At 41.8% G+C, this 25780-nt stretch carries 20 protein-coding genes; 7 read left to right on the forward strand and 13 right to left on the reverse strand.

The genetic code is table 11. The annotated features are described in order from the left end of the window. Positions 1-124: 124 nt before the first annotated feature. From ACIG3F_RS01075 to pilG, 4 genes are read right to left on the reverse strand one after another with little or no spacing between them, the layout of a single operon-like run. Entirely contained in the window at positions 125-2197 is a 2073-nt protein-coding gene (locus ACIG3F_RS01075; RefSeq protein ID WP_005106253.1) for a methyl-accepting chemotaxis protein, read from the reverse strand. Positions 2198-2243: 46 nt separating this feature from the next. Then, complete coding sequence (locus ACIG3F_RS01080) at positions 2244-2780, reverse strand: chemotaxis protein CheW (RefSeq protein ID WP_004280709.1); 537 nt, start codon at positions 2778-2780, stop codon at positions 2244-2246. A 5-nt stretch (positions 2781-2785) separates the two neighbouring features. Further along, entirely contained in the window at positions 2786-3154 is a 369-nt protein-coding gene (locus ACIG3F_RS01085) for a response regulator (protein ID WP_004280710.1), read from the reverse strand. A gap of 25 nt (positions 3155-3179) precedes the next feature. Further along, a complete protein-coding gene (gene pilG, locus ACIG3F_RS01090; RefSeq protein ID WP_004280711.1) occupies positions 3180-3563 on the reverse strand; it encodes a twitching motility response regulator PilG in 384 nt (127 codons plus the stop codon). Positions 3564-3849: 286 nt separating this feature from the next. On the opposite strand from pilG, the gene ACIG3F_RS01095 reads away from it, so the two are divergent. The 4 genes from ACIG3F_RS01095 to ACIG3F_RS01110 all read left to right on the forward strand — a co-directional run bounded on the left by ACIG3F_RS01095 (position 3850) and on the right by ACIG3F_RS01110 (position 10620). Next, positions 3850-4497 carry a hypothetical protein gene (locus tag ACIG3F_RS01095; protein WP_005104054.1) on the forward strand — a complete coding sequence of 216 codons (648 nt, stop codon included), beginning with the start codon at positions 3850-3852 and terminating at the stop codon, positions 4495-4497. 51 nt (positions 4498-4548) lie between these two features. After that, positions 4549-5676 carry an efflux RND transporter periplasmic adaptor subunit gene (locus ACIG3F_RS01100; protein WP_005104057.1) on the forward strand — a complete coding sequence of 376 codons (1128 nt, stop codon included), beginning with the start codon at positions 4549-4551 and terminating at the stop codon, positions 5674-5676. Between the two features lie 24 nt (positions 5677-5700). After that, a complete protein-coding gene (locus ACIG3F_RS01105; protein ID WP_396469011.1) occupies positions 5701-8808 on the forward strand; it encodes an efflux RND transporter permease subunit in 3108 nt (1035 codons plus the stop codon). Positions 8809-8904: 96 nt separating this feature from the next. After that, positions 8905-10620: a proline--tRNA ligase gene (locus tag ACIG3F_RS01110; RefSeq protein ID WP_396469013.1), complete on the forward strand. Its 1716-nt coding sequence runs from the start codon at positions 8905-8907 to the stop codon at positions 10618-10620. Positions 10621-10673: 53 nt separating this feature from the next. Here the strand turns inward: ACIG3F_RS01110 and ACIG3F_RS01115 are convergent, their stop codons facing one another. The 8 genes from ACIG3F_RS01115 to ACIG3F_RS01150 all read right to left on the reverse strand — a co-directional run bounded on the left by ACIG3F_RS01115 (position 10674) and on the right by ACIG3F_RS01150 (position 21156). After that, positions 10674-11957: a hypothetical protein gene (locus tag ACIG3F_RS01115; protein WP_005106243.1), complete on the reverse strand. Its 1284-nt coding sequence runs from the start codon at positions 11955-11957 to the stop codon at positions 10674-10676. A gap of 17 nt (positions 11958-11974) precedes the next feature. Next, positions 11975-14260 carry a hypothetical protein gene (locus ACIG3F_RS01120; protein WP_396469015.1) on the reverse strand — a complete coding sequence of 762 codons (2286 nt, stop codon included), beginning with the start codon at positions 14258-14260 and terminating at the stop codon, positions 11975-11977. Positions 14261-14293: 33 nt separating this feature from the next. Continuing rightward, positions 14294-15016 (reverse strand): hypothetical protein, encoded by a 723-nt coding sequence (locus tag ACIG3F_RS01125; RefSeq protein ID WP_396469017.1) that lies wholly within the window; start codon positions 15014-15016, stop codon positions 14294-14296. Positions 15017-15028: 12 nt separating this feature from the next. Then, positions 15029-17044, reverse strand: a complete 2016-nt coding sequence (locus ACIG3F_RS01130) for a hypothetical protein (protein WP_396469019.1) — start codon at positions 17042-17044, stop codon at positions 15029-15031. A gap of 235 nt (positions 17045-17279) precedes the next feature. After that, on the reverse strand, positions 17280-17849 hold the full coding sequence (dcd, locus tag ACIG3F_RS01135) for a dCTP deaminase (protein ID WP_004280726.1): 570 nt from the start codon (positions 17847-17849) through the stop codon (positions 17280-17282). 123 nt (positions 17850-17972) lie between these two features. Continuing rightward, complete coding sequence (locus ACIG3F_RS01140; protein ID WP_004732019.1) at positions 17973-18566, reverse strand: LysE family translocator; 594 nt, start codon at positions 18564-18566, stop codon at positions 17973-17975. Positions 18567-18823: 257 nt separating this feature from the next. Further along, positions 18824-20083, reverse strand: coding sequence for an iron-sulfur cluster carrier protein ApbC (gene apbC / locus ACIG3F_RS01145; protein WP_004645854.1), 1260 nt, complete (start codon positions 20081-20083; stop codon positions 18824-18826). Between the two features lie 275 nt (positions 20084-20358). Then, positions 20359-21156, reverse strand: a complete 798-nt coding sequence (locus ACIG3F_RS01150) for a hypothetical protein (protein WP_004280731.1) — start codon at positions 21154-21156, stop codon at positions 20359-20361. A gap of 313 nt (positions 21157-21469) precedes the next feature. Between ACIG3F_RS01150 and metG the strand changes: the two genes are divergently transcribed. Together metG and ACIG3F_RS01160 are read left to right on the forward strand one after the other, a co-directional pair. Then, positions 21470-23530, forward strand: a complete 2061-nt coding sequence (gene metG, locus ACIG3F_RS01155) for a methionine--tRNA ligase (protein ID WP_396469023.1) — start codon at positions 21470-21472, stop codon at positions 23528-23530. A gap of 142 nt (positions 23531-23672) precedes the next feature. Next, positions 23673-24029 (forward strand): hypothetical protein, encoded by a 357-nt coding sequence (locus ACIG3F_RS01160; protein WP_004280734.1) that lies wholly within the window; start codon positions 23673-23675, stop codon positions 24027-24029. A gap of 54 nt (positions 24030-24083) precedes the next feature. Here the strand turns inward: ACIG3F_RS01160 and ACIG3F_RS01165 are convergent, their stop codons facing one another. Further along, a complete protein-coding gene (locus ACIG3F_RS01165; RefSeq protein WP_086044934.1) occupies positions 24084-24200 on the reverse strand; it encodes a hypothetical protein in 117 nt (38 codons plus the stop codon). Positions 24201-24468: 268 nt separating this feature from the next. Between ACIG3F_RS01165 and ACIG3F_RS01170 the strand changes: the two genes are divergently transcribed. Then, a complete protein-coding gene (locus ACIG3F_RS01170; RefSeq protein ID WP_034436281.1) occupies positions 24469-25449 on the forward strand; it encodes an MBL fold metallo-hydrolase in 981 nt (326 codons plus the stop codon). Positions 25450-25780 lie beyond the last annotated feature (331 nt).

Consider the following 25780-nt stretch of genomic DNA (forward strand, 5'->3'; position numbering starts at 1 on the left):
CTTAATTGTGACCGTCACGCGATACCTAACGTATGAAGTTAAGTACATCTTGTCGAGGCTTTATCTGTATTTTCTGAATGTGTCTCAACCGCGGTCAAGACACATTTCCCCATCATGTCTGACTTTATTCTGGTAGTTTAAAGTCAGATACAGATTCACGTAATGCATCGGCCATGTTTGCCAGTTCAGATACTGAACGTGCTGTATCGAAGGTTGCACTGGTGGTTTGCGAGGTAATTTCCTGTACGACATTCATCGTGGTCGCAATATGACCTGCAGATGCTGACTGCAGTTTCGCAGCATCAGAAATGTTCGCAATCAGTTTCGCAAGGTTGTTCGATACTGTTTGAATCTCATCTAGTGCTACACCGGCATCTTTAGACAAGTTCGCACCACGTACAACTTCCGATGTAGTTTGTTCCATCGAAATAACGGCTTCGTTCGTATCCGTTTGAATGGTTTTTACCAGGCCTTCAATCTGCTTGGTTGCAGAAGCTGAACGTTCCGCAAGACGCTGTACTTCATCGGCTACGACCGCGAAACCACGACCTGCTTCACCGGCCATCGATGCCTGAATTGCTGCGTTTAATGCCAGGATGTTCGTCTGGTCAGCAATATCGTTAATCAAGGCTACGATGTTACCAATTTCCTGAGAAGATTCACCCAAACGTTTAATACGTTTTGAAGTTTCCTGAATCTGTTCACGAATCGTGTCCATACCCTCAATCGAGCGATGTACGACATCCGCACCGTTTGCAGCAATTTGTACTGAACGCTCTGCTACCACCGCTGATTCATCGGCGTTGGCAGATACCTGGTCAATCGACAGTGCCATTTCGTTAATCGCTGCAGAAGCACCAGCAATTTCTTGTGCCTGATGCTCAGATGCTTCAGCTAACTGGTTGGTAATGCTTTGTGTAGTTGCAGTATATTGCGCAACTTCTTGTGAAGTTTCAGTAATACGCGATACCAGGTCACGTAACTGGTCAATCGCAAAGTTAATCGAGTCGGCAATTGCACCAGTAAAGTCTTCAGATACTGTTGCATATGAACGCAAGTCACCGTCTGCAAGATCGGCGATCTCATCCAGTAAACGTAAAATCGCATTCTGGTTACGGTCATATTCTTCTTGTAAACGGCCTACACGCTGCTTATCCGACAAGCCACGCAGAGAAAGTAACTTGAATACACACAGCAAGAAACCGACTAATAATGCGATCAGAAGGACTGCCGGAACAACCGTTTTAAGACCTGAGTTACCCGATAATTTATTCAGGTTGTCCAAAAGCACATCAGATTGAGAAAAAATAGATGCGGCTGCCTGACGAACTTTTACGATCTGTGTAGAGTTTTTCAGAATAATCGCTGATGCAGATTCCAGTACGTCATCATATTCAGCCTTGATGCCTTCCAGAGATTCACGCAGGGTTGGATCAGCAATACGCTGTACACCCAGTTCAGCAGAACCATTTAACTGTGCATTCAGATAAGAACCAAAAGTTTCGGTATCGGCACTGAAGTCATCCGCAGATTCACGTGAACCATCATTACCTGTCAGTACCAAACTGATTGAACGTAAGATACGTTCTGCAATGAATACCTGGTTTTTGGCAATAACCACCTGGTTCGATGGCATATCTTGACGTGCCATCTGGTCGACCATCAAGTTATATTCCGCCTGAATCCCCGGAATCGCTTCACCAATCGCGATGTTGGTGTCGTATAACTGGTTAATAATCTTTTGTTGCGAGGTAATCAGATCAATACTGCTGGATACTTCTGTCCACTGTTTATCAACAGCTTGCAAAGCATCATTGTTAGAGTGAATACTTTTAACTGTCTCAAGATTTTCAGCAAAAGCTTTTTGCGAGTCAGTGAGGTTCTTCATGGCCTCAGGCGTACCCGAAGCTGTCGCTTCAGTCGCTTGGCGCGAAATCGTTTGCGAGAGGAGACGCAAATCACCCAGACTTTGAGTGAGTTCGTTGGTACGTGGAACACTATAAAAAAGATACAATAAAGTGATCAGTGCGGCTAAAAGACAGCCTGCTGCTCCATAGATCAGCGGTTTTGATTTTTCACTATCACCAAATACACGTGATAACTGATCTACTTGCGTTTGAATCTTAGCTAAAAAAGCATTACCGCCTTTGCGGCCAGTGCTCTCACCTGTATTTTTCTTTTTAAGTTTAAAGCCCATGCAGCCTCTCCCCGGTTGACGCCTTGCTTAGTTTCGAGCGCGACATTTAATTTATAAATTTTATAGATGCGTTCATAAATTTTGGATTTTGCAACAGACGACTGAATAAAAACACATGCCACTGCTGGTTGTGCTGATGGAAAAACCCCTGACAATATTCTTGTAAGTTTTTATCCAATTCAGATTTCTTCGAAAAGAAACTTTTCTTATTGAAATGTTGTATACCCAAAACTTGATCTACGACCAAACCCACATACTGGTCATTATGGTTGATACATAATACTTTTTGAGTCGGTGAAAATTGACTGCTTTGCCCTGATACGTACTGCGTCAGATCAGAAACCGATAACAGTCTTCCCCGGATATTCGCCAGACCCAACACCCATGCTTGCGTCTTGGGTACCGGCGTATATTCTGGGGGATAAATCACTTCTGATACTTCCCCCAGCGGGGCAACAAAATATTGCCCCATCATCTCAAAAGCAATGCCCGACCATCGGTTAACTTCATTGCCATTGGAAACGTAGTTTTTATTCCCCCGTTTCGCAATGCGAAGCAATTCGATAAATCCATTTGCTGCCATAGAGCTTATCCTGCATTGAGGTGCTGCTTAATTACATCTATTAATTGTTTTTCATCGACTGGTTTTGTTAGATAATCCGCTGCGCCTTGACGCTTGCCCCATACACGGTCAGTGGCCTGATCCTTAGTACTCACAATCACGATTGGAATATGTTTGGTCGTTGCACCACGTGCAATCTGGCGGGTCGCCTGAAAACCATTCACGCCCGGCATAACCACATCCATCAGGACTAGGTCCGGCAATTCTGCCTGTGCCATGGTGACGCCATCTGCGCCATTTGCTGCTTCAATCACCTCAAAGCCGTGTTTAGAAAGAATCTCTCTAAAGCGAAAAGTTTCTGTCGGTGAGTCATCCACAATTAGGATACGTGCCATGCCAATTCCCCAAAAAAATCAAATATTAAGCACTAATATGGTTACGGATTGCATTTAGCAATTCATCTTTACTAAAAGGTTTAGTCAGGTATTCATCTGAACCCACGACACGACCTTTGGCCTGATCAAATAAGCCATCTTTACTCGATAGCATAATCACAGGAATATTCTGGTAATTCTGAGAGTTTTTGATTAAGGCGCAGGTTTGATAACCATCCAGGCGCGGCATCATAATATCTACAAAAACGATATCTGGATTTGCTTCGGCAATTTTTGACAAAGCCTCAAAACCGTCTACTGCAGTAATGACCTCATAACCTTCGCGTTGAAGAAGAGTTTCCGCAGTACGACGAATGGTCTTTGAGTCATCAATAACCATAATTTTTAGATTTTGGAATTTATCGTCCATTTGTTTAACCCTTCCCATTTTAGAAACTATATGCCATAAGGCTCATAGGATTATTTTATTACGATCGATAAACATTTTTAACATAAAGTCACTTGTATTATCAATGAACATTTTCTACACAAGTAGACAAAATCACTTATTTTTAATAACAGCTTCACATTTTCTTATCGTTATTGGTTTTTTTTTGACTAACGGTAGTTTTTTATTGATAAATTTAAGTCTAATATAACAAGATTATTACTTTAAAATAAGTAATTTAGTCAACTTTAAATTCGGGGAGCCAATGATGAGTCAGTTTTTAAGAAAACTTGCTGTCATTGATAAAAATAAAATGACTGGCCAATTCATTGTTGTTGTGCTGCTACTGTTACAGGTGAGCTTAACGTGTGCGAGTAGTAACCAACTCCCGCAAAAAGCCACTTGGTATCGTTATTATGACAGCAAGGGTGTGGCCAATATCAGTACTAATGTCACGCCAAATCATATCCGTTATGGCTATGAAGCACTTGACCAGAATATGCAGGTGATTAAGCGTGCCCGTCCTTATAATGCCGAAGCGGATATCAGGCAAGCGCCACAACGTGCCCAACAGGCGCAGCGAATTGCCGAAGATCATAAACTCAAGCGTGCTTATAACAATAGCCAGACCGCTTTACAGAAAAAGAATGACAGCCTGGTCCAGTTAAAAAAACAGATTGATTTTCAGCAAGAACAAATGAAGCAACTGCAAAAAGATCGGGTCATGTTTGTGCGTCAGGAACGTGAATATTTACGTAAAGGTAAAACCCCACCGGCACACCTGAAAACAACATTAGACAATAACCAGAAAAATCTCGCTTCCCAGAAAGAAAATATTCAATCTTTACAAAGTCGCTATCGAAATCTGGAAGCAGAATACGACAAAATTATCGCCCGTTTAAAAGCACTTGAATAAATACAAATAGCTAGCCGTGGTTTTGATCCATAGCCAGCTAAAAGGACTCATATGCAAACTGCACCGCATTCTCATGATTTAAATATGCCTTCCCCGCGCTCTATCCTGATCATGAGTGCACTTTGCTTAAATATGTTTTTAGTGGCTTGTGATAAAAATGAACCCGTACAGCAAACCGAAACAGCCAAATCCATTGAAGTCATTCCTCAAGATCTAGTTGCAGTTCAATCTGGCAATTCAGTTCAAAAAACCGCATTCACCGGCACCATTCGTGCAGTCAATCAAAGCAGCATACAGTCACAGGTCTCTGCTACTGCCACCAGCGTAAACGCACAGGTAGGTCAAACAGTTGCCAAGGGACAAGTGCTGGTACGCCTGAATAATCAGGACAATGCAGCTCGTCTGGCACAGGCGCGTGCGAATCTGGCCTCAACTCAAGCGCAAGCCAATCAGGCGCACAACATGATGCAGCGTAAAAAGCGTCTGCTCGATCAGGGGTTTATTTCAAAAGTAGAATATGAACAAAGTCAGGTCGATTATCAGGCCCAGCTTGAAAATGTCCGCGCCCAGCAAGCCAATGTCGATATTGCCCAGAAAGCCGATCGTGATGGCACCATGACCAGTCCGATCAGTGGCGTGATTACGCAACGTCAGGTTGAACCGGGTCAAACCGTTGCCATTGGACAAACCCTGTTTGAAATTGTCGATCCGAAACGGCTGGAAATTCAAGCACGCGTACCTAGTGATCTGCAATCAGGTTTAAGACTGGGCAGTCAGGTCGAATACAACATTCAAGGTAATCCAAATCGGCTCACTGCCGTAATTAGCCGGATTTCCCCCATTGCAGATCAGGCCAGTCGCCAGATCGAATTCTTTGCCACGCCGAATGAAACCATTCCTTCGCTAAGTATCGGCTCCTTCGTTGAAGGCAACATTCTGAGTTCACAACAGATTTCTGGCCAGCTGATTCCATTAGATACTATTCAAGACATTCAGAATAAACCTTATGTCTGGATAATACGCCAGAATAAAATTATCAAAGTCAATGTTCAGGTACTAGAACAGCGTTATAGCGACAACATTGCCGTGGTTCAAGGACTAGAAAATAGTGATCAGGTCAGCCGGGTTAAGTTTAGCGAAGCCGATCTGCAAAAAACTGTCACCCTTCGCGCCAACTAAAACCATTCATACAGGATCATTGACATGTGGTTTACCCGAATTAGTGTGAAGTATCCGGTTTTCACCATCATGATGATGTTCTGTTTGATGGTACTGGGACTGGCTTCCTGGCAGCGGATGGGCGTTGAAGAATTTCCTGATGTCGATTTCCCTTTTGTGGTGATCTATACCAACTATCCGGGCGCTTCTCCGGAAACGGTTGAATCGGAAATCACCAAGAAACTCGAAGATCAGATCAATACCATTTCCGGTTTGAAACAGGTGATTTCCCAGTCCAGTGAAGGCCTGTCCATCATCACCACTGAATTTAATCTGGATGTGACATCTACCACAGCAGCTCAGGACGTGCGGGATAAAATCGCTTCTGTAACTGCTGAATTTCGTGATGAGATTCAGGAGCCGATTGTAGAACGTTATGACCCGACGGCGAATGCGGTAATGTCGATCGTATTTGAATCCGACAATATGGATGTGAAAGCGCTCAGTTCCTATCTGGATCAGCGAATTGTGCCACAATTGCGTACAGTCCCGGGCGTCGGAACGGTCAACCTGCTGGGTGATGCGCAGCGCCAGATCCGGATTCAGGTGGAACCACAAAAACTACAAGCCTTTGGCATTGGTGTGGACAGTGTGATTAACACCTTAAAGGCCGAGAATATTGAAGTCCCGGGGGGGACGCTTAAATCGGGTAATTCGGAACTGGTCATTGAAATCAATTCCAAAGTACTGCATCCCCTCGCCTTCGGCGATCTGGTTATTGCCAATAAAAACGGCGTACCGATTTTCCTCAGACAAGTGGCCAATATTCAAGACAGTCAGGCAGAGCTGGAATCGGCTGCCTTTTTGAATGGTAAAACCGCAGTGGCAATTGATATTTTGCGCAGTTCAGATGCAAACGTCATTGAAGTAGTCGACAAGAGCTATGCAGCTTTAGAAAGTATTGAGGCGCAGCTTCCACAAGGTACCACTTTACAAGTGGTGGTGGACTCCTCCAAAAGTATCCGCGGCACCATTGGTGATGTAGCCCGAACCATTATTGAAGGTGCGGTACTGGCTGTGCTGATTGTCCTACTGTTCCTGGGTTCTTTCCGCTCCACAGTAATCACCGGTTTAACCCTACCAATTGCTCTCTTGGGCACGCTGACCTTTATCTGGGCCTTTGGCTTTAGCATCAATATGATGACTTTACTGGCGCTGTCCTTGAGTATTGGTCTGTTGATCGATGATGCAATTGTGGTGCGTGAAAATATTGTCCGGCATACCGACATGGGCAAAGATCACGTGACTGCTGCACTCGATGGCACCAAAGAAATTGGTTTAGCTGTTCTGGCCACAACACTGACCATTGTTGCCGTATTTCTGCCTGTGGCCTTTATGGGCGGAATTATTGGTCGTTTCTTCTACCAGTTCGGGGTCACGGTGAGTATGGCCGTTCTGATCTCGATGTTTGTCAGCTTTACCCTGGACCCGATGCTTTCTGCGCACTGGGCAGAAAAGAAAAAAGATCCAAATAAAAAACCAGGTCGGGTGAAACATTTCTTTAGCTGGATCTCCGGCAAGCTGGACAATCTAAGCCATGTCTATGAAAAATTATTAAAACTGGCCTTGCGCTTCAGATTGATTACCTTAATGATTGCTGCGGCTTCATTATTTGGTGCTTTGGGTTTATCCAAGCTGATTGGTACAGAATTTGTACCGGTTCCGGATAAAGGCGAAATCCGGATCAAGTTTGAAACACCGGTCGATTCATCGCTTGAATATTCACAAGCCAAACTGCAGCAGGTGGATCAGATTATTCGTCAGCATCCGGATGTCAAAGCCACTTATGGGGTGATTAATGGCGCAACTGACCGCGGTAAAAACCATGTCAGTTTACGGGTGACTGTAACGCCGCGTACCGAACGTGAAAAGACCCTGAATGACCTGAATAATGAATTCCGCCAGCGTCTACAATCGGTTGCAGGAATCAGCATTACCTCGGTGGCATCCGCCGATGAAACCGTTTCAGGTGGCCAGAAGCCGATCATGATTTCGATTAAAGGTCCGGATCTAGATGAACTGCAAAAAATTTCCGATCGCTTTATGACGGAAATGGCGAAGATTAATGGCATTGTCGATCTGGAAACTTCATTAAAAGAACCCAAGCCGACTCTTGATGTACAGATCAATCGCGTCTTGGCCAGTGATTTAGGTTTATCGGTCAATCAGATTGCCAATGTAGTGCGTCCGCTGATTGCCGGTGATGATGTCACGATCTGGCAGGATGAAAAAGGTGAAACCTATGATGTGAATCTGCGCCTGACCGAAGACCAGCGCAGCTTGCCTAGCGATTTACAGAATATGTATATCACCTCGAATAAAACCGATGCCAATAATCAACCAATTCTGGTTCCGCTTTCGAGTGTCGCCAAATTTGAAGAAAAACTGGGCGCCTCGCAGATTAATCGACGTGATCTGGCACGTGAAGTTCTGGTCGAGGCCAATACTTCAGGACGTCCTGCAGGCGACATCGGGACGGATATCAGCCGCTTGCAAGAAAATTTCGATATGCCACCGGGCTATAGTTTTGATACTCAAGGCTCCAATGCCGACATGGCAGAATCCGCAGGTTATGCTTTGACCGCGATTACCCTATCAATTGTATTTATCTATATTGTGCTCGGTTCGCAGTTCAACAGCTTTATCCATCCTGCGGCAATTATGGCCTCACTGCCATTGTCGCTGATTGGCGTGTTTCTGGCCTTGTTCCTGTTTAACTCAACCATGAACCTGTTCTCGATTATCGGCATTATCATGTTGATGGGACTGGTGACCAAGAATGCGATTCTGCTGATCGACTTCATCAAGAAGGCCATGGACCGCGGTGAAGACCGTTATGATGCAATTATTGCCGCTGGTAAAACCCGTTTGCGTCCTATTCTGATGACCACCAGTGCCATGGTCATGGGCATGGTTCCACTTTCCCTAGGGCTAGGTGAAGGTGGTGAACAAAGTGCACCGATGGCGCATGCGGTGATTGGTGGGGTAATTACCTCTACCCTGCTGACCCTGGTGGTGGTGCCGGTGATCTTTACTTACCTGGATGACTTTAAGAATTTTATGCTGCGTCAGGCACGTAAAATCATGGCATAATTTAATGCAACACAATGAGGTGACATTCCCAAAAGCTCACCTCATTTTTTATTGTATAATCCCTGCTTTAACGCTTAATTTTTTAGGACAGTTTCCATGCGCGCGAGTCGCTTTTTATTTGCAACGTTAAGAGAAACCCCGAACGATGCTGAGGTTATTTCACATCAGCTCATGCTTCGTGCCGGTATGATTCGTAAGTTGGCTTCAGGTCTATACACCTGGTTGCCGATGGGCGTTCGCGTATTAAATAAAGTTGAAGCGATCGTTCGCGAAGAAATGGACAAAGTCGGTTCACTTCAAGTCTATATGCCGGTGACTCAACCTGCATCTTTATGGGAAGAATCAGGTCGTTATGTACAATACGGTCCTGAGCTTTTACGCTTCAACGACCGCCATGGCAACCCATTTGTTCTCGGTCCGACGCATGAAGAAGTGATCACTGACCTTGCACGTAACGAATTAAAAAGCTACAAGCAATTGCCTGCAAACTTTTACCAAGTACAAACCAAATTCCGTGACGAAATTCGGCCACGTTTTGGCGTAATGCGTTCACGTGAATTCATCATGAAAGATGCCTACTCTTTCCATGCCAATCAGGAATCACTGCAACAAACCTACGACGACATGTATGCAGCCTACTGCAAAATCTTCACCCGTCTTGGTTTAGATTTCCGTCCAGTACAAGCAGATACCGGCTCAATCGGTGGTTCAGGTTCTCATGAATTCCACGTGCTGGCTTCAAGCGGTGAAGATGATATCGCTTTCTCGACTGAATCTGACTATGCAGCCAATATCGAAATGGCAGAAGCAGTATTTGTCGGTGAGCGTGCGGCACCGACACAAGAACTCAAACTGGTAGATACACCAAATCAAAAAACCATTGCGGATGTATCAGCATTCTTGGGTACCGATCCTGCCCATTCAGTAAAAGCATTGCTTGTTCAAGGCATTGCAAAAGAGGATGGTTCTGTTCCTGTGGTTGCTTTATTCCTTCGTGGCGATCACGAACTGAATGAAATTAAAGCTGAAAAACATCCTTTAATTGCTGCACCTTTGACATTTGCTACTGAAGAACAACTTCAAGCACTTGGCTTAACTGCTGGCTTTGTCGGTCCTCAAGGTCTGGTCGAAAAAGGTATCACCGTCATTGTTGATCGTGCAGCATCGGTATTGTCTGATTTTGTTGCGGGTGCAAATGCAGCAGATCAACACGCAACAGCTGTAAACTGGGAACGTGATGCACAGTTCACTGAAGTTTATGACCTACGTAACGTGGTTGAAGGTGACCCATCTCCAGATGGTAAAGGTACGCTTCAGATCAAACGTGGTATCGAAGTGGGGCATATCTTCCAGTTGGGTCAAAAATACTCTGAAGCTTTAGGTTGTAAAGTCTTGGGTGAAGATGGCAAACCATTCACTGTAACAATGGGGTGTTATGGTATTGGTGTAACGCGTGTAGTAGCTTCTGCAATCGAGCAGAACTTTGATGAGAAAGGCATTATCTGGCCAACTGCCATTGCACCGTTTGAAGTTGCCATTGTGCCGATGAATGCACACAAATCTCCACGAACTATGGAAGCTGCGGAAGCACTCTATGCTGAATTACAAGCTGCAGGTTTTGACGTATTACTTGATGACCGTAACGAACGTCCGGGCGTGAAATTCTCTGATCTTGAGCTGACAGGTATTCCACACCGTATTGTAATTGGCGAAAAAGGCTTAGATGCAGGTACGTTTGAATATAAAGGCCGTCGTGATGCTGAATCTGTAAATATCTCGAAAGAAGAATTATTGGCAAAAATTGCTAAATAATTTTGCTTTCTTATAAAAAATCCCGCGTAATGCGGGATTTTTTATAACTAAACTTAGCAGAATTTGTGTCCACCAAAGCAGTTCGGTTTAAAGTTCTGGCCTTGTAAAGTTAAATTAGTAAGAGGGAAATCAAGTAGCGCAGGATTTTTAATTTCCTTTACATCAAGTGCACTTCCTAGCACACAACCAAAAACCAGACTTCCACAATCTCGCACATTAGTGGTTAAATCATGGTTAATTCCTGCAATAGTTTGCTTTAAAACAGCATCTGAAATTGGCACACTATATGAAGGTGAAATACTTCCTAAATCCACTTCATCTTCCATTGCCAGCCACCACCCTTGTTTTGCCGCGACTGCTGCACCAGGCCATAAAATGCTTTGGGATTGTAAGGAGAGTGAAGCTGGATTATTTAAATATAAAGCATGAATAAGTCCGAGATTTTGTTTAACGGTAATGTCGGTCTGTAGCCCGGTTAAGTAGCCTGTAATATCTTTATCTAATTTTAATGCTCCATCCAATAATTCTGCTTTTAATGGTCCTTTAAAATCAATACGACCTACTGTCCCTGTCCCTTTTAGTACAACTTCTTTCATTCTTGTTCCTGACACTATCGTAGCAGGAATAGTAAAAGGTGCTGTTGTAGAATTTAACTGGAAAGCATAATTGCTAGATGTGTAATGTAAATCCAGAGGTAATGGTTGACCTAATATAGTGCCTTTTACCGTGCCCTCAATATTCATTCCAGTTGCAGCATAATCCATGACACGAGGAGCGGTTGTTGCAACTCCTGATGAAGATTTTGTTTTCATATAACCACTGAAACTGTTAATACCATTTGGTGTAGCACTATTTTCTGTCCCCATTGTCAATAGACCTGAAATCTTTTCCGCACTTAAACGGAAACCTAAAACTTCACGTGTAGATGCCTGATTTGGATTTTTTATGGCAAATTGTACAAATGGATTAGTAATCAGAGCTGAAGTCGCGGCACGATCCGCGCCATTCGTAGGATTACCACTTAAGGCAATATGATCAATATCAATATCACAGCCGGTTGCACCATTAACACCGCCACACCCGAGTTGTAGCTTTTTTATATTGGCATTAATTTCCATCTCGGCTTCCAAGCCTAATTTATAAAATGAGATATTACTCTGGTCATAAGTAGCTCCTAGATTATCCATCTGGTTAAATCCAGACTGAACCTCCATTGACAATAAAGCCTGCCCATTGACTTCTGAGAGCTCTTGGTCTTCCAATGAGGTTAATGCAGATACCTGACCACTTAGGCCCATCATAGCTACCACTAGACTTTTTAATATTATTTTTTTCATTTTTCTCATCCTGATTTTCAGCGTGGTGTGATTCCCATCGTGCTACGAATGGTTCCACCAGTCAGTGCAATACTTGCCATGTTTTGCATATTGCCATTGGTCGCCATGGCAAAATTGGTTTTAAATGGTGTTGCAATATTATTTTCATTATTGAGTTTGACCTGATTATCCAAAGTCACTGTATCTGCACTAACACGAACTTTTGCTTTGACACCCAAATGACCTTCCATCCGGTTAAAGTTAATTGACGAAGTTTTTAATACCCCCGTTGAGTCAATATCTTCATTGGCAATACTAAAATAGCTGCCCAAATTATCTTTGTTTGCAGTTTCTTCTGCGGTAAGGGGTCTAAACTTAAAGTTTGCATCAAATGACAGGAAGTTGGTATCTGGTGAACCGCTGGCTGGGTCTATACCAGGAATAATCAGGAGCTCACCATTTCCATCAAGTTTAAAAGCAATATTCGTCAGGACATCATCACGTTTAGAAAAATTATCGTGAGGCACATAGCTCCCGCATTTAGCGATCGATGCATTGGTACAATTATATTTAGATCCTGGTAATTGACCAATCGCAAGCTCAGCTTTGGCTCCAATCAGCAGCTTATCAGCGCGAATATAAATACCTTCATCTTTATAACTAATAATCCCTTCTGACTTGATCAAAGCATCGATATTCCTAAAACCAGCATAATAGTTAACAGCCTCACCATGATCGCCATTCTTGCCATCAATCAATATAATCGAGGTTGTGCTTGGTAAACCGGTTTTCTTGTCAATTCCATAGCCTTCTGTAGATGCCATAATGTTATACGCAATTGCTTGCTTATTGTTTGTTCCATAAGTCGTTCCAGACAAGGCAACATTGGCATTTAAATTATAAATAGGAATACCGATTCCCCATGAACCACCATCGCCACCAATTTCCGCCAAAGAGTTATCTGATATGAAACGTGCTTTAGCAGCAATGGACTGAAAATCCATTCCACGTACGGCGATATAGGCAAAATCCTCTCCATTCGTGGTGGTACTGGGTGTCTGTTTAAGTACAGTGCTACTACTACCTAAAGTCTTTTGCATATTTTCATTGATTATGAAATCGAGACTTTTTGCAGTAATGGTATTTATATATATATTTCCAAAGTCGATATAAGCATTTTTACCGTGTAAAGCACCGGCAGCATTACGTGTAGTCAAGGGTCTGAGCTTGGAGAATTGCACAGCATGGCTTCCCTTACCGGTATGACCAATCTCAAATGTTGTAGGTGCCATAGTTGCTGGAAGCCCGGTACTATTAGTACCTGTAAAATCTGCAGACAAGCCTAGATTCAACCCACCTTCTCCGACCAGGCTACTGTAACCTGTTGCAGCTTTGTCCTGACGTTCTAGTACACCATTCACCTTGTTACTAACATCAAAAGTACCTATCTGGGTTTGATCTGCACTCATGGATAATCTTGCGTTAGTGACTGCACCCGAAGCTCCTAAACGCATAATATTTTTGCGTTCATTATTTGGCGTATTATAACGCAGGTCAATATTAACCCCTGGATTGGTCGGATTAACCCGGCCAGCCGCGATATCAGTAATATCTTCAGCACGCTTTAGATCCACATAATGATCTTGACTGCCATTTCGTGTGGTGAGTACCACGCCTTCATCCGGGTCAATGTACATATATCCTTGACCCGCGAAGTTAAAGTTAAAGTCATTCAAAATCAGACTATTTTCGCCTAATTTATGACTAATCGTGGCATTTTTAAGTTGAAAATCGATACTGGCAATTGAATCTTTATTAAATAGACCTGCACTGGTTTGTAATAGCACACTAAGCGGTGTAGAGGTACTAATCCCTAATGTCCCCAAACTTTGATTAGATTGAGTACCCGCAGTCCGAATACTATTCGCAGATTGACTACATGGATTGGTCGTACAGGCGATCTTTACCAATTTTAAATCTGCAGTGGCTTGAAACGGTGAAACACTTGCAGCTAGCCGAAGTCCTGCCCCTTGTGAAGTGGCACCTACATCTATTTCAAGTTGACTAATGATTGGTTTATTATCTTTTCCAATAATCTCAACATTATGTAGACCTAAACCCATTTTAGTGTTGGCAGTTGGATTTGGATCATACCAATTGGCTTGAGCAATACTGGCTTTAGAAATTTCATGAGTAATCACCATACCATCTTGTCCAGTGACTTCACTCAATTCTTGCTCTTCAATAGTTTCAAGTGCATAACTTTGTTGTATAAGACACATGCATACTGTTAGCAATTTCAACTTTATTGTTGTTTTTTTCATTTATATATCCTTATGCTGTACTTGACGTTGTTACTAACAACGACTTTGTGCTCCACCTGTACAGTTATAACTAAATATTTTCAAATTGCCTGACGTATGCAGATTTCCATGAACGTTCAACCCCATAAATCCTTTTTCAGCACCTTTATCAAATGAAGGAACATCTTGGGGCGCGGTTGTATAAGTTCCATCGGCATTATAGGTACGCCCTGTATACGTACTATAAACACCTGTATTGGCATAACCTTCCAAGGCGCCAGCACCTGTACCCGTTTCAATGGAAACTGTATTAAAGCCTAAATTACGGATCTTTAAAGGCTGGTGATCATAAAAGGTAATTTGCATCGCCGTTTGTGGTTCATTACGATGATTAATGATGGTTGTTCCATCGATCGAAAACTTATCAATCTGAATCGTGCCTTGAATGCCTTTAAAGACTAACCACTTTTTATTTCCATTGGCATCGACATGGTTATTCGGCGCTATTGCTAGACGGCAAAATTGTTTTGTTGCTCCACAAGCGGTGGGATCTAGAACATAAAATACTTCTAGCGGGTTGCCACTTCCATCAAGCCGAGAAATTTTATCTTTACTTAAATCTGTCGCATAAACATGGTTTAAAGATAAAGTCCAGTTAAGATCAGCTCCACCCTGCCCCACTGTATTGGTTAGTGCTTGCTGATCAAGGGCTTCCAATCCGGCAAGACTGGCCATAGAAGTACATAATAATGCACAGAGTGTTACTAATTTGGACATTCTTATACTCCCTTAAAGACCAGTTGTTCTAATTTTCAGATGCTGAATCAGGACACCATCAATGACAGCAGATCCAAAATTCTTACTTACACCCTCAGTATTTTTAAATACGATTCCTGTTGAATTCACACCATCCTTGGCACGCAGCATATTTGTTCCTGAGATACGCTCTGTAGTCCCTATTGAGATACTACTGTGAGTCGCATTACGCCCTTGATAAAGTGCGGTGGTATCTGACACATTATTTTTAATCGGTGTACCACAACTATAGACATTACAGGTCGAACCCTTTAAATCTGTTGTACCCAATCCGCCCCCATAATTTTGATAAATTTGATTATAAATAGCAGGAATATTGGGAATACGTGTCACTTCTAAAATAATATTATTGCCTTCCGAACCGACAACGAAAGGCTGGTACATATTACCAAGCACCAAGTTAATATTTGGACTATAGAGATATAAACCCTCAGAATCATGAAATATAGGAGCATCACTTCCATTCAAGGCCGGGGTTGGAACATTACCATCAAGTGCATCTGTTTTTGCTGCGGTACTGAGACGAATACCTTTACTGTTAAGATTACTATCGCTACTGCTTAGAGTTTCTGGTCGATCATTGGTATTCAGACGAACAATACTCGCCATACCCAATGTTTGGCTGTAATTCTTATTGTCAGATTCTAAGGTTTGAAATAACCGAACTTGCGAGCCATTAAAACTCAGACCATTGGCAACAAATTGGGTTCTTAATCGGTAATCCGTATCAAGTCCTGATATTGGCCCACCTGTTATAGGATCTACAGCATTCGAGGAGTTAAGCTCACGTGCAAAAATATCACTCCAGAAGCCCAGCTTGATATTATTATCACTTTCAACCCCTGCGATTGGACTTAATGGGGCTTCCAAAGCAATATAGCCTACATCTTTAGCAGCGTCCTTAAACTGTTTGACGTTTTCAGTTCCTGCCCGAAATAACCAGGGATTATCTGCTGATCCCCAGCTGAAACCCTGATTACTGTATCGTGTGCTTAAAGAACCATCACTTTTCGATAATGCCAGACCATAAATAAATACATCGGCTTTAGTTCTTAAAGTGCTCACAGAGCTTTTAGCAGCTTCAGTTTTAGCAGCCTGATCTGCTCTAGCAATGATTTCAGCCATAGCAGCACTATCTGCATCCTTCATTATTCCGGCTAAAGCAGCTTCCAATTTTTTATCGTAGTCTGCTTTAATTAGTGCAAGAATTCTTGCATCTACAATCGCTCCAATAATATTTTGTCTATCAACAGTCGTACTCCATTCAGTTGAAGGAATTGATTTCGTCGCATCCTTACCATAAAGAAGGTCAATCATTTCCAATGTATTTGTTTTGGCCTTATTATCTAAACCAATTAGATTCCCCGGTGAGTGATCAAACATTGTTGTGCCATCATCGACTAGACTATATTGAATTAAAGCGGGTTTACCGGCTCCATTATAATAATCATCACGACGTTGGTCATAATAGGCTTTCATAAAGTCTGTATTATAATAATAATCGACTAATTCTTGCTTAAATGCGTCCCGGTTTGTTTGTGTATCATGAGTATTCTTAATCGTATTATAGTTATTATTATAAAAATCAGTTTTTAACGTATCATAGGCTTGCTGATACTCAGTTGCATAATTCTGCGTTCTTTCAACATGAAAAGTATTATCATATGTAGATTTATAAACTTTGTCGTATACACGCTGCCCAAGTTGGTTGTAATTTTCACCAGTCGGAATGATACGAATAAATCCTGTATCCGCCTGCCCCGGATTTGCAATCTCTCTGGCGTAACTGGAACCTGCAGAAAGATCTTTAGGACCTTGAAACACCATTTTAAAATCATCAAGGACGAGCGCAACACCCTCACCTGTGGTGTCAGAAAGAGAAGAATCTGATAATTCCTGCATCGCATGTGCAGAAGGCAACAGGCTGAAACCGATTGTCATCGCCAAATAACTTTTGCGAAATTTAAATATATCTTTGATTTGAGTCATCTCACTCTTTCCTTTTTATTCGATGCTCCGCACCTTTATGCTTCAGCTTCCCAGCCGCCAATCTTTGATTTTTTATGATGTATTGCATCTTTTTTATGGTTATGCGAAATCTATTATGCTGATTTTTAATACAGATGCCAAAGCCAATTAGGCGAAAAATAGTAGTTTCCGATGAATGAAAATCTCAAAAAAATAAACGGGACATAAAGTCCCGTCATTCAATATCTTAAAACAATTAGGTCTTCGGCAAAGTAACGCCTGTCTGACCTTGATATTTACCGCCACGATCTTTATATGAGGTTTCACAGACTTCATCAGATTCAAAAAATAGCATTTGCGCTACACCTTCACCTGCATAAATACGCGCAGGAAGATTGGTAGTATTTGAAAACTCTAAAGTGACATGTCCTTCCCACTCTGGCTCAAGCGGCGTCACGTTGACAATGATTCCACAACGCGCATAAGTCGACTTACCCAAGCACACGGTCAAGACATTACGTGGAATGCGGAAATATTCGATGGTACGCGCCAAAGCAAACGAGTTCGGCGGAATAATACAAACATCCGACTCAATATCAATAAAGCTGCGCTCATCAAAGTTCTTCGGATCGACAATTGCAGAATGGACATTGGTGAATACTTTAAATTCACGTGCACAACGCACGTCATAACCATAGCTGGATACGCCATACGAAATCAGCTTTTGACCATTTTCATCCAAACGTACCTGGTTTTCTGCATACGGTTCAATCATGCCGTGTTTTTCGCTCATTTCGCGAATCCAACGATCAGACTTAATTGCCATTGATATAATCCAAAAATCTTAAGAACAAGTTATTGCGACGTACTTTAACTGAAATTGACACTAATGAAAATAAGTGAAAGGCTTAGAGCTAAAGTTGCCAAAAAATTGCTGATTGAGATCAGCTTATAAACTTAAAAGTGCAGAATAGCTTAAAGGAATGGAAAAGCTCATTAATACCAGCGAAGCCGTTTTCTGCAGGTTTTTCTGATTGAGCCAGCGACTGTTTTTTCTGGCCAGGATTGAACCCAGAAAAGTCCAGAAGAATGCAATCGGGATCAACAGAAGCAAGAAAACCAGCATATGAGTCACATAATGTTGGCCGCTTTTCCAGACAATGACAGGAAAGATCGCTGAGGCAAATAAAAGTGCTTTAGGATTAAGCAAGGTTGCCAAAAATAATTCTCGTGCGCGAATCGAGACATTTTCAAGATTTTCGCTTATTTCTGCAGTCCGCCATAATTTCACAGCGAGAAATAGAATATAGCCAGCACTAAAAAGTTTGAGAATGGTCGGTAAAAGCGGAAGATGAACGGAAATTTTTCCGATCAGAATGCCCCATAAGCTAATGGCAATCAGATAACCAAAGGCTTCCGCAGGAATTAAACGAAATGTTTTTTTAAATCCGACTTGAATGCCTGAAGATGCCAATAAGGTATTGGTTGGGCCTGGTGTTAAAAGAATGGTTGCCACTAAACCAATAAAAAACCATGAAATCATAGTTTGACCTCGCTCTAATCAGAGTAGCATAGAAGAATTCGGTCAGTGCTGCAAAAAAATAATTGTAAGAGAACATATGATCTAAAATTTAAATTTATTTATTTTAATTAATTCAAATGTTTATATAAGCTTTCAGGATAAACACCCGATAGTCATTTCAGTCAATTTCGATCATTTAAATCGAGCTAATTTTAAAAATAAGAAATAAGAAGCCCTAGCTTTTAGCTAAGGCTTAAATATCTGAATTGTCTGTAGAATTAAAAAATTCGACTATGGTCTTTCTCTGCTTTAGGTAACTGCGCTGCAATTTTCTCTGCAATCAGCATATAGCTTTCTGCAGCAGCATCTCCCGCGATCACTGACGGCGTTCCAGCATCGGCATTTTCACGAATTTTAGCATCCAAAGGTAAACGACCCAATAATGGGACTTGATATTGCTCAGACAGTTTATCGCCACCGCCTGTACCAAAAATCTGTTCCTCAAAACCACAATTTGAGCAGATATGGGTCGACATGTTTTCAATCACGCCCATGATCGGAATCTGCACGCGGTTAAACAATTCAATGCCTTTGGTCGCATCCAGCAAGGCCACGTTTTGTGGCGTTGTCACAATTACTGCGCCCGTTACCGGAATACGCTGCGCGAGAGTTAACTGGATATCACCTGTGCCAGGTGGCATATCAATCATCAGCACATCAAGGTCTGGCCATAGGGTCTGATTGAATAACTGCATTAATGCACCCGTGGCTTTTGGACCACGCCAGGCGACTGGAGTATTGTGATCTCCAGTTAAATGGCCAATTGATAATACCGCCATCCCATAGGCTTCGATAGGGACAAACTGCTCTGCTTCGATCATTGGCGTTTTGCCGGCATTGCCGAGCATAGTCGGAATACTTGGGCCGTAAATATCGGCATCTAGTACGCCTACGCGCAGGCCTAATTTCTGTAGAGCCAAAGCCAGATTTACAGTCGTGGTCGATTTACCTACGCCACCTTTACCAGATGACACCAGAATCACATTTTGAATCCTTGGGTGTTTTGGAACATCACGCTGTTGCGGCGCAGCTTTTTGAATAGGTGGATTATTTGGATCAGCTTCTTCTGTTTTTGCAGGCTGTGCCGACGCATCAACCACAGGGGGAAGATTGGGTTTTGCTTCCGCTTTAGGCTCGCTTGAACAGTTTTCACCTTCAGCATGGTTATGCCCGCAACCCCCTTCTTTCTTATGTCCAGTTTTCTGCTGAATCACATGCATATTCAGTTCTTGAATACCACATTTTTGCAAAGCTTCCGCCAGTTCATCATGAATCTGTTGCAGCTGCGCTTTTTCTTCTGGATAGGTATTCAAAGTGATTTGCAGAATCTCACCCTGTACATTGACCTGCGTAATACGATCTTTCAAGGCATTGCTGGAATTTGGCAAGATATAGTTTTGCAGTACGTTTTGCACAGCTTCTTCGTTCACCTCCTTGGAAGGCGAAAAAACCGATTTAAGCGAAGAAAGCCAAGACATAGGTTACTCCAAAAATGTAGATCGACATCTGAATCGCTTAGTTTAACGGGGTTTTAGGCGAAGGTTAAGCACTGTATTGGAGAAGATGAAACAGATATCTTCAATTTCCAACCATTTTACTCGGTTTTGTGAAATATTTTATGGAATCTTGGTGAATAGAAATAATGAAAGAAAAGAGAGATGGACTATTTTGATGTAATAAATTTTTTTTATTTATCTCGAGCGTGTTAAGCCACTTTAACCTTCTGTGATTAAAGTGGCTTAACGATCACAGACTATTTATGATTTTTATTGTTTTCAGATTTGTCCTGTTGATCCTTGGTATTTTTATCCTGATCTTGTTTCGATTCATCCTTTTTAGACTGAGAGTTGCTTTCTGAATCTGTATCTTTGGCATCTTGCTGCTGATCAGAATCACCTTCCTTCGATTGATTATCTTTCATTTTATTCATCGTATCAGTTGCCATCTGTTTCAGCTCAGCGAACTTAACCGAGGCTTCGCTGAATAAGTCTGTGATTTTCTGTCTGGTATCTTCAAACTTATGCATGGCTTCATCTTTTAAATTTGCCATACCTGCCTGCTGATCGGTCTGACCATCTTTAGCATTTTGTTTATCTGACTTGTTAGATGACTTATCTTGAGAAGTATGATCCGCTTTGGCTTTTTTCGCATCATCCGAACCTTGCTCAGCATTTTGCTGGTTGTCAGATTTGCCATGTTTCAGCTCATTCAGAAGCTTTTCACCTTTTTGCAATAGCTCTTCACCAATCGCTATCGCTTTGGCTTTTAAGTCATCCATCTTAAAGCTTTCAGTTTTTTTATCAGACTGATTCTCTTGAGAACTGTCTTTTTGCGCTGATTGCTCAGCATTTTCCTCTTTACCGTTATGCTGGGTATCAGACTTCTGATCAGCATGGGTCTGGGCACTTTGCCCGTTCTTATGTTCCTGATTATGCTGTTTATCCAGCTCGTTTTGCTTTTGCTCTTTTGCAAGCTGATCATTCAATTCGCGTGCATGTTGTTCTTTATCTTGATTTTGCTTCGACGTATTGTTTTGGTTCTGCTGAGTCATGAGGTACCCTCCTTAGGCATATCATATAAACAATCAGCCATTTTTTTAGCACAAAGCATCACGCGAATCGGGCGAAGTAAGCAAACTGCAACAAAGCCTGTACAAGTTGTTGCTATTGTTTGCAGGATGTAGCATGAGCTGAGTCAAATCTGTATTGAAAAGCTATATGCTAAAGATGATGCAGGCTTTTGTATTCGGGCTGTCCAAGTCCATCTATTCGCAGGGTTTCAGCAAAGCATTTCTTTGTAATCCCCTCGGCATCATGTAAAATTATGGCCCATTGCATAATGAATACGAATGAGAGAGTGAATCCGTGCGTAAAATTTTAGTCACCAATGCCCTTCCTTACGCCAATGGCCCGATTCATATGGGTCACTTACTTGGCTATATCCAAGCAGATATTTGGGTACGTGCCATGCGTGCGATGGGTCATGATGTGACTTATGTCTGTGCGGATGATGCTCACGGAACCGCGATCATGCTACGTGCCGAAGCGAATAGCATTTCACCTGAAGCGCAAATTGCCAATGTGCAAAAAGAACACATTCGTGACTTTGACGGTTTCGGTGTGCATTTCGATCATTATGATTCTACACATAGCGATACCAACCGTGCCCGTGCATCTGAAATCTATGTGAAAAACCGTGATGCTGGCAATATTGCAGTTCGCCCGGTGACCCAGCTTTTTGATCCTGAAAAAGGCATGTTTCTGTCAGACCGTTTCATTAAAGGCACCTGTCCGAAATGTAAAGCGGAAGATCAGTACGGCGACTCATGTGAAGTCTGCGGTGCAACTTATAATGCGACAGAATTGTTGAATCCGCATTCCACTTTAAGTGGCGCAACTCCAGTCGAAAAATCATCTGATCATTACTTCTTTAAATTGCCAAATTTTGGTGAATACCTGCAAAAATGGACTCGTGATGAAGGTCGCTTGCCGGTATCGATTGCCAACAAGCTGGACGAATGGTTTGAAAATGGCTTGAACGACTGGGACATCTCACGTGATGCGCCATACTTCGGTTTTGAAATTCCAGATGCGCCAAACAAATATTTCTATGTTTGGGTCGATGCACCGATTGGTTATATGTCGAGCTTTGAAAACTACATCAAAGCCAAACGCCCTGAATTGAATTTTGACGACTACTGGAAAAAAGATTCTGAAAATGAGGTGTATCACTTCATTGGTAAAGACATCGTGTATTTCCACGCCCTGTTCTGGCCGGCAATGCTTGAAGGTGCAAACTACCGTACGCCATCAGGTTTATTTGTGAATGGTTTCTTGACTGTAAATGGCCAAAAGATGTCAAAATCTCGCGGCACCTTTATTAAAGCTGAAACCTATTTAGAGCATTTAAATCCTGAATATTTACGCTACTATTTCGCATCGAAACTTTCTGACAAAGTTGAAGATTCTGACCTGAACCTTGATGATTTCGTTCAGAAAGTAAATTCAGATTTGGTCGGTAAAGTCGTGAATATTGCCAGCCGTTGTGCGAAATTCATCAACACCAAATTTGATAACAAGTTAAGCACGATATGCGCTGAACCTGAATTGGTACAAAGCTTTATTGATGCTGGGAGTTCAATTGCTCAGGCTTATGAAGCACGTGAATTCTCGGCGGCGATTCGTGAAATCATGGCGCTTGCAGACAAAGCCAACCAGTACATCGACGAGAAAAAGCCTTGGGCACTTGCGAAGCAAGATGGTCAGGAACAACAGGTCCATGATGTATGTTCTGTAGGTATTAATTTATTCCGCCAATTGGCAGTTTACTTGGCTCCTGTATTGCCAACTTTGGCTCAACAGGTTCAAGATTTCTTGCAACTTGAAAGCTTCGATTTTGCTTCTCGCGAAACCATTCTAGTGGGTCATGAAATTGCATTGTTCCAACCGTTGATGCAACGTGTAGATCCAAAAGCTGTTGCTGCCATGGTGGATGCATCTAAAGATTCTTTAGCTGCTCCTGCTGCTGAACCAGCAAAAGCTGAGAAGAAAAAAGAGAAGAAGATTGAAAAGAAAGCTGAACCTAAAGTCGGTGAAGCTGAAATCATTAATATTGATGATTTTATGAAAGTTGACCTGCGTGTGGCTGAAGTTTTGGAAGCGGCTACGGTTGAAGGTTCTGACAAACTGCTTCAACTCACTTTAAACGTTGGTGAAGCTGAGCCACGTAATGTGTTCAGTGGTATTCGTGAGTTTTACCAACCTGAAGACTTAAAAGGTAAACTGGTGGTGATGGTGGCAAACCTTGCGCCACGTAAAATGCGTTTTGGGATCTCTAACGGTATGGTGCTAGCTGCGGGTAATGGCGACGGTGTTTGGGTGATTTCACCTGAATCTGGTGCTAAACCGGGTGATAAAGTGTCTTAAGTTTAGGTTTTGAGAAAAGAAAAGCCTCTACGTATGTAGGGGCTTTTTTATATCATCAGTTAAATTTACTTTCTTGATTTTTAATATTTTCAATATAAAATCAATGCGCTTTTTTATTCTTTTATAATTATTCGGGGTAAGCATGAAAAAATTATTAGTTTCAGTTCTAGCGATGTCTACAATTGCATTTACAGGTTGTTCGGTACGTATGGCTGACATGACAGTTGCATCTACTAAAAACTACAACCTAAACTCAAACCAGTTTGTGAAAGGTGAACGTGTTAAAGGTGAAGATAAAGTTCCTGTGATTTTATTCCCACTTGGTATTCCTAACTTCAAAACAGCAGTAGATCGCGCAATTGAAAAAGACCGTTGTGCTGTTGCACTTTCTGATGTGGTAATTACTCAGCTTAATCAAGCATTTATTATTGGCCAGATTGGCTATCGTGTAGAAGGCACTCAAGTGATTGACCGTTCTCAGCCTGAATGTGCTAAATAAGTTATAAATATAAAAAAGCCTCTATCTCTAGAGGCTTTTTTATTGCTGGGTCACTTAGCCTTGCAACACAAATTCCCAAATCACATAGCCCAGTCCAAAGCCCAGTAGTGAATATAAGGTAATAATGAAAAATACAAAGCTGGCATTGTTTTTTCTTTTCCAAAAACTCATCGCGACACCCAAAGCTTGTTCGTAATACCCCATGTTAACGAGCTTTTCATAAAAAGTGAAATGTATCTAAGCATTTTATTTATAATAATATTTTCATCAAAAATAAATTCTTTACTTTCAAAAAATCAATATACAGATTCAGACTGATTTTTTAGTACAGATGCCAAATCGGCATTGCTATTTAAAAAAATGGTAAATATATTCATATTCTTTTTTGCTGGCATCCGTGCTAATACATAGAATTGACTTTAATTACATAAGAATAGCCATGAAATACTTCACATCTTCTCTCGTCATGTCACTGCTTGCTTTAGGTTCAATGACGGGTATCTCTCAAACACATGCACAAACCGTTTCTAGCACCCAACAACAAAAACAGGTTCCGGGGTATTATCAGTATAACTTCGGAGATTACCAGATTACTGCCCTGCTAGATGGCACCAATTATCTGTCCAAAGCCTTATTTAAAGATATTCCAGCAGCCCAAGCCGATCAGATCTTGAAAAAATACTACGTCGATCAGGCCAAAGGCATCCAGACATCCGTGAATGCCTTTCTGGTCAATACAGCCAAAGAACTGGTTCTGGTCGATAGCGGAACTTCAAGCTGTAATGGTCCACACCTAGGTTCAGTGTATTCCAATTTACAGGCTTCAGGGCATAAACCTGAACAGGTCAATGCCATCCTGCTCACGCATTTGCATCCTGACCATGTATGCGGCATCAGCAATAATGGCGTGGCCAATTTTCCCAATGCCAATATTTATGTGTCTCAAACTGAACTGGATTTCTGGATGAATTCTAAAACAGCAGACAAATTACCAAAAGCCAAGCAGGCAGGTTTTTTGGGCACAGTCGATAAAATCAAGAAAGCCATTGCCCCCTATCAGGTCAAGAATCAGCTCAAAACCTTTAAAACTGGCGATAAAATCCATGCTTTCGATGTCATCAGTTCGGCTGGACATACACCGGGGCATTTTGGTTTTAGCTTAAAATCACAAGGTCAGCAGATGGTGTTTATTGGAGATATTGTGCATTCACATACGCTGCAGTTTGATCGCCCACAGACCGGCGTTGACTTTGATGTCGATCCGAAAAAGGCGATCGAAACCCGCTTAAAATATTTTGCTGAATATGCGAAAAATGGTCAGACGGTAGCAGCACCACATTTGCCATTTCCGGGGATTGGACATATTTATTCTAAAGACAATAAAAGCTATCAATGGATTCCGGTACATTTTAAAGATTAATTGAATACTTCAATAATTTTATCTAAGCATGAAACCCTAATTTTTTAGGGTTTCATTTATTTTAAATATCCTTCAGCCAGATTCCCTATGACTTGGTAAATTTAAAACTTGAATGACGCTTTGAAATTTAAAAGCAATAGTTTCGTTTATTTTTAAATTTTTTCTTAAAAATCTTTTACTTTTTACGTGCACCTTTAGCATGCTTTTTTAGCACCGTTTTTCTTACGATAAATATAAACACCTAAAAATATAATATAAATCTGAATTTTATGAACTCTCGCCATGTCTTAGTTTGGTGCAAAAAAATAGTAACGTGCTTTATATCGAGTCT

The organism is Acinetobacter sp. NPDC052428, from assembly GCF_044547685.1.
GTDB classification, from domain to species: Bacteria; Pseudomonadota; Gammaproteobacteria; order Pseudomonadales; family Moraxellaceae; genus Acinetobacter; species Acinetobacter lwoffii_G.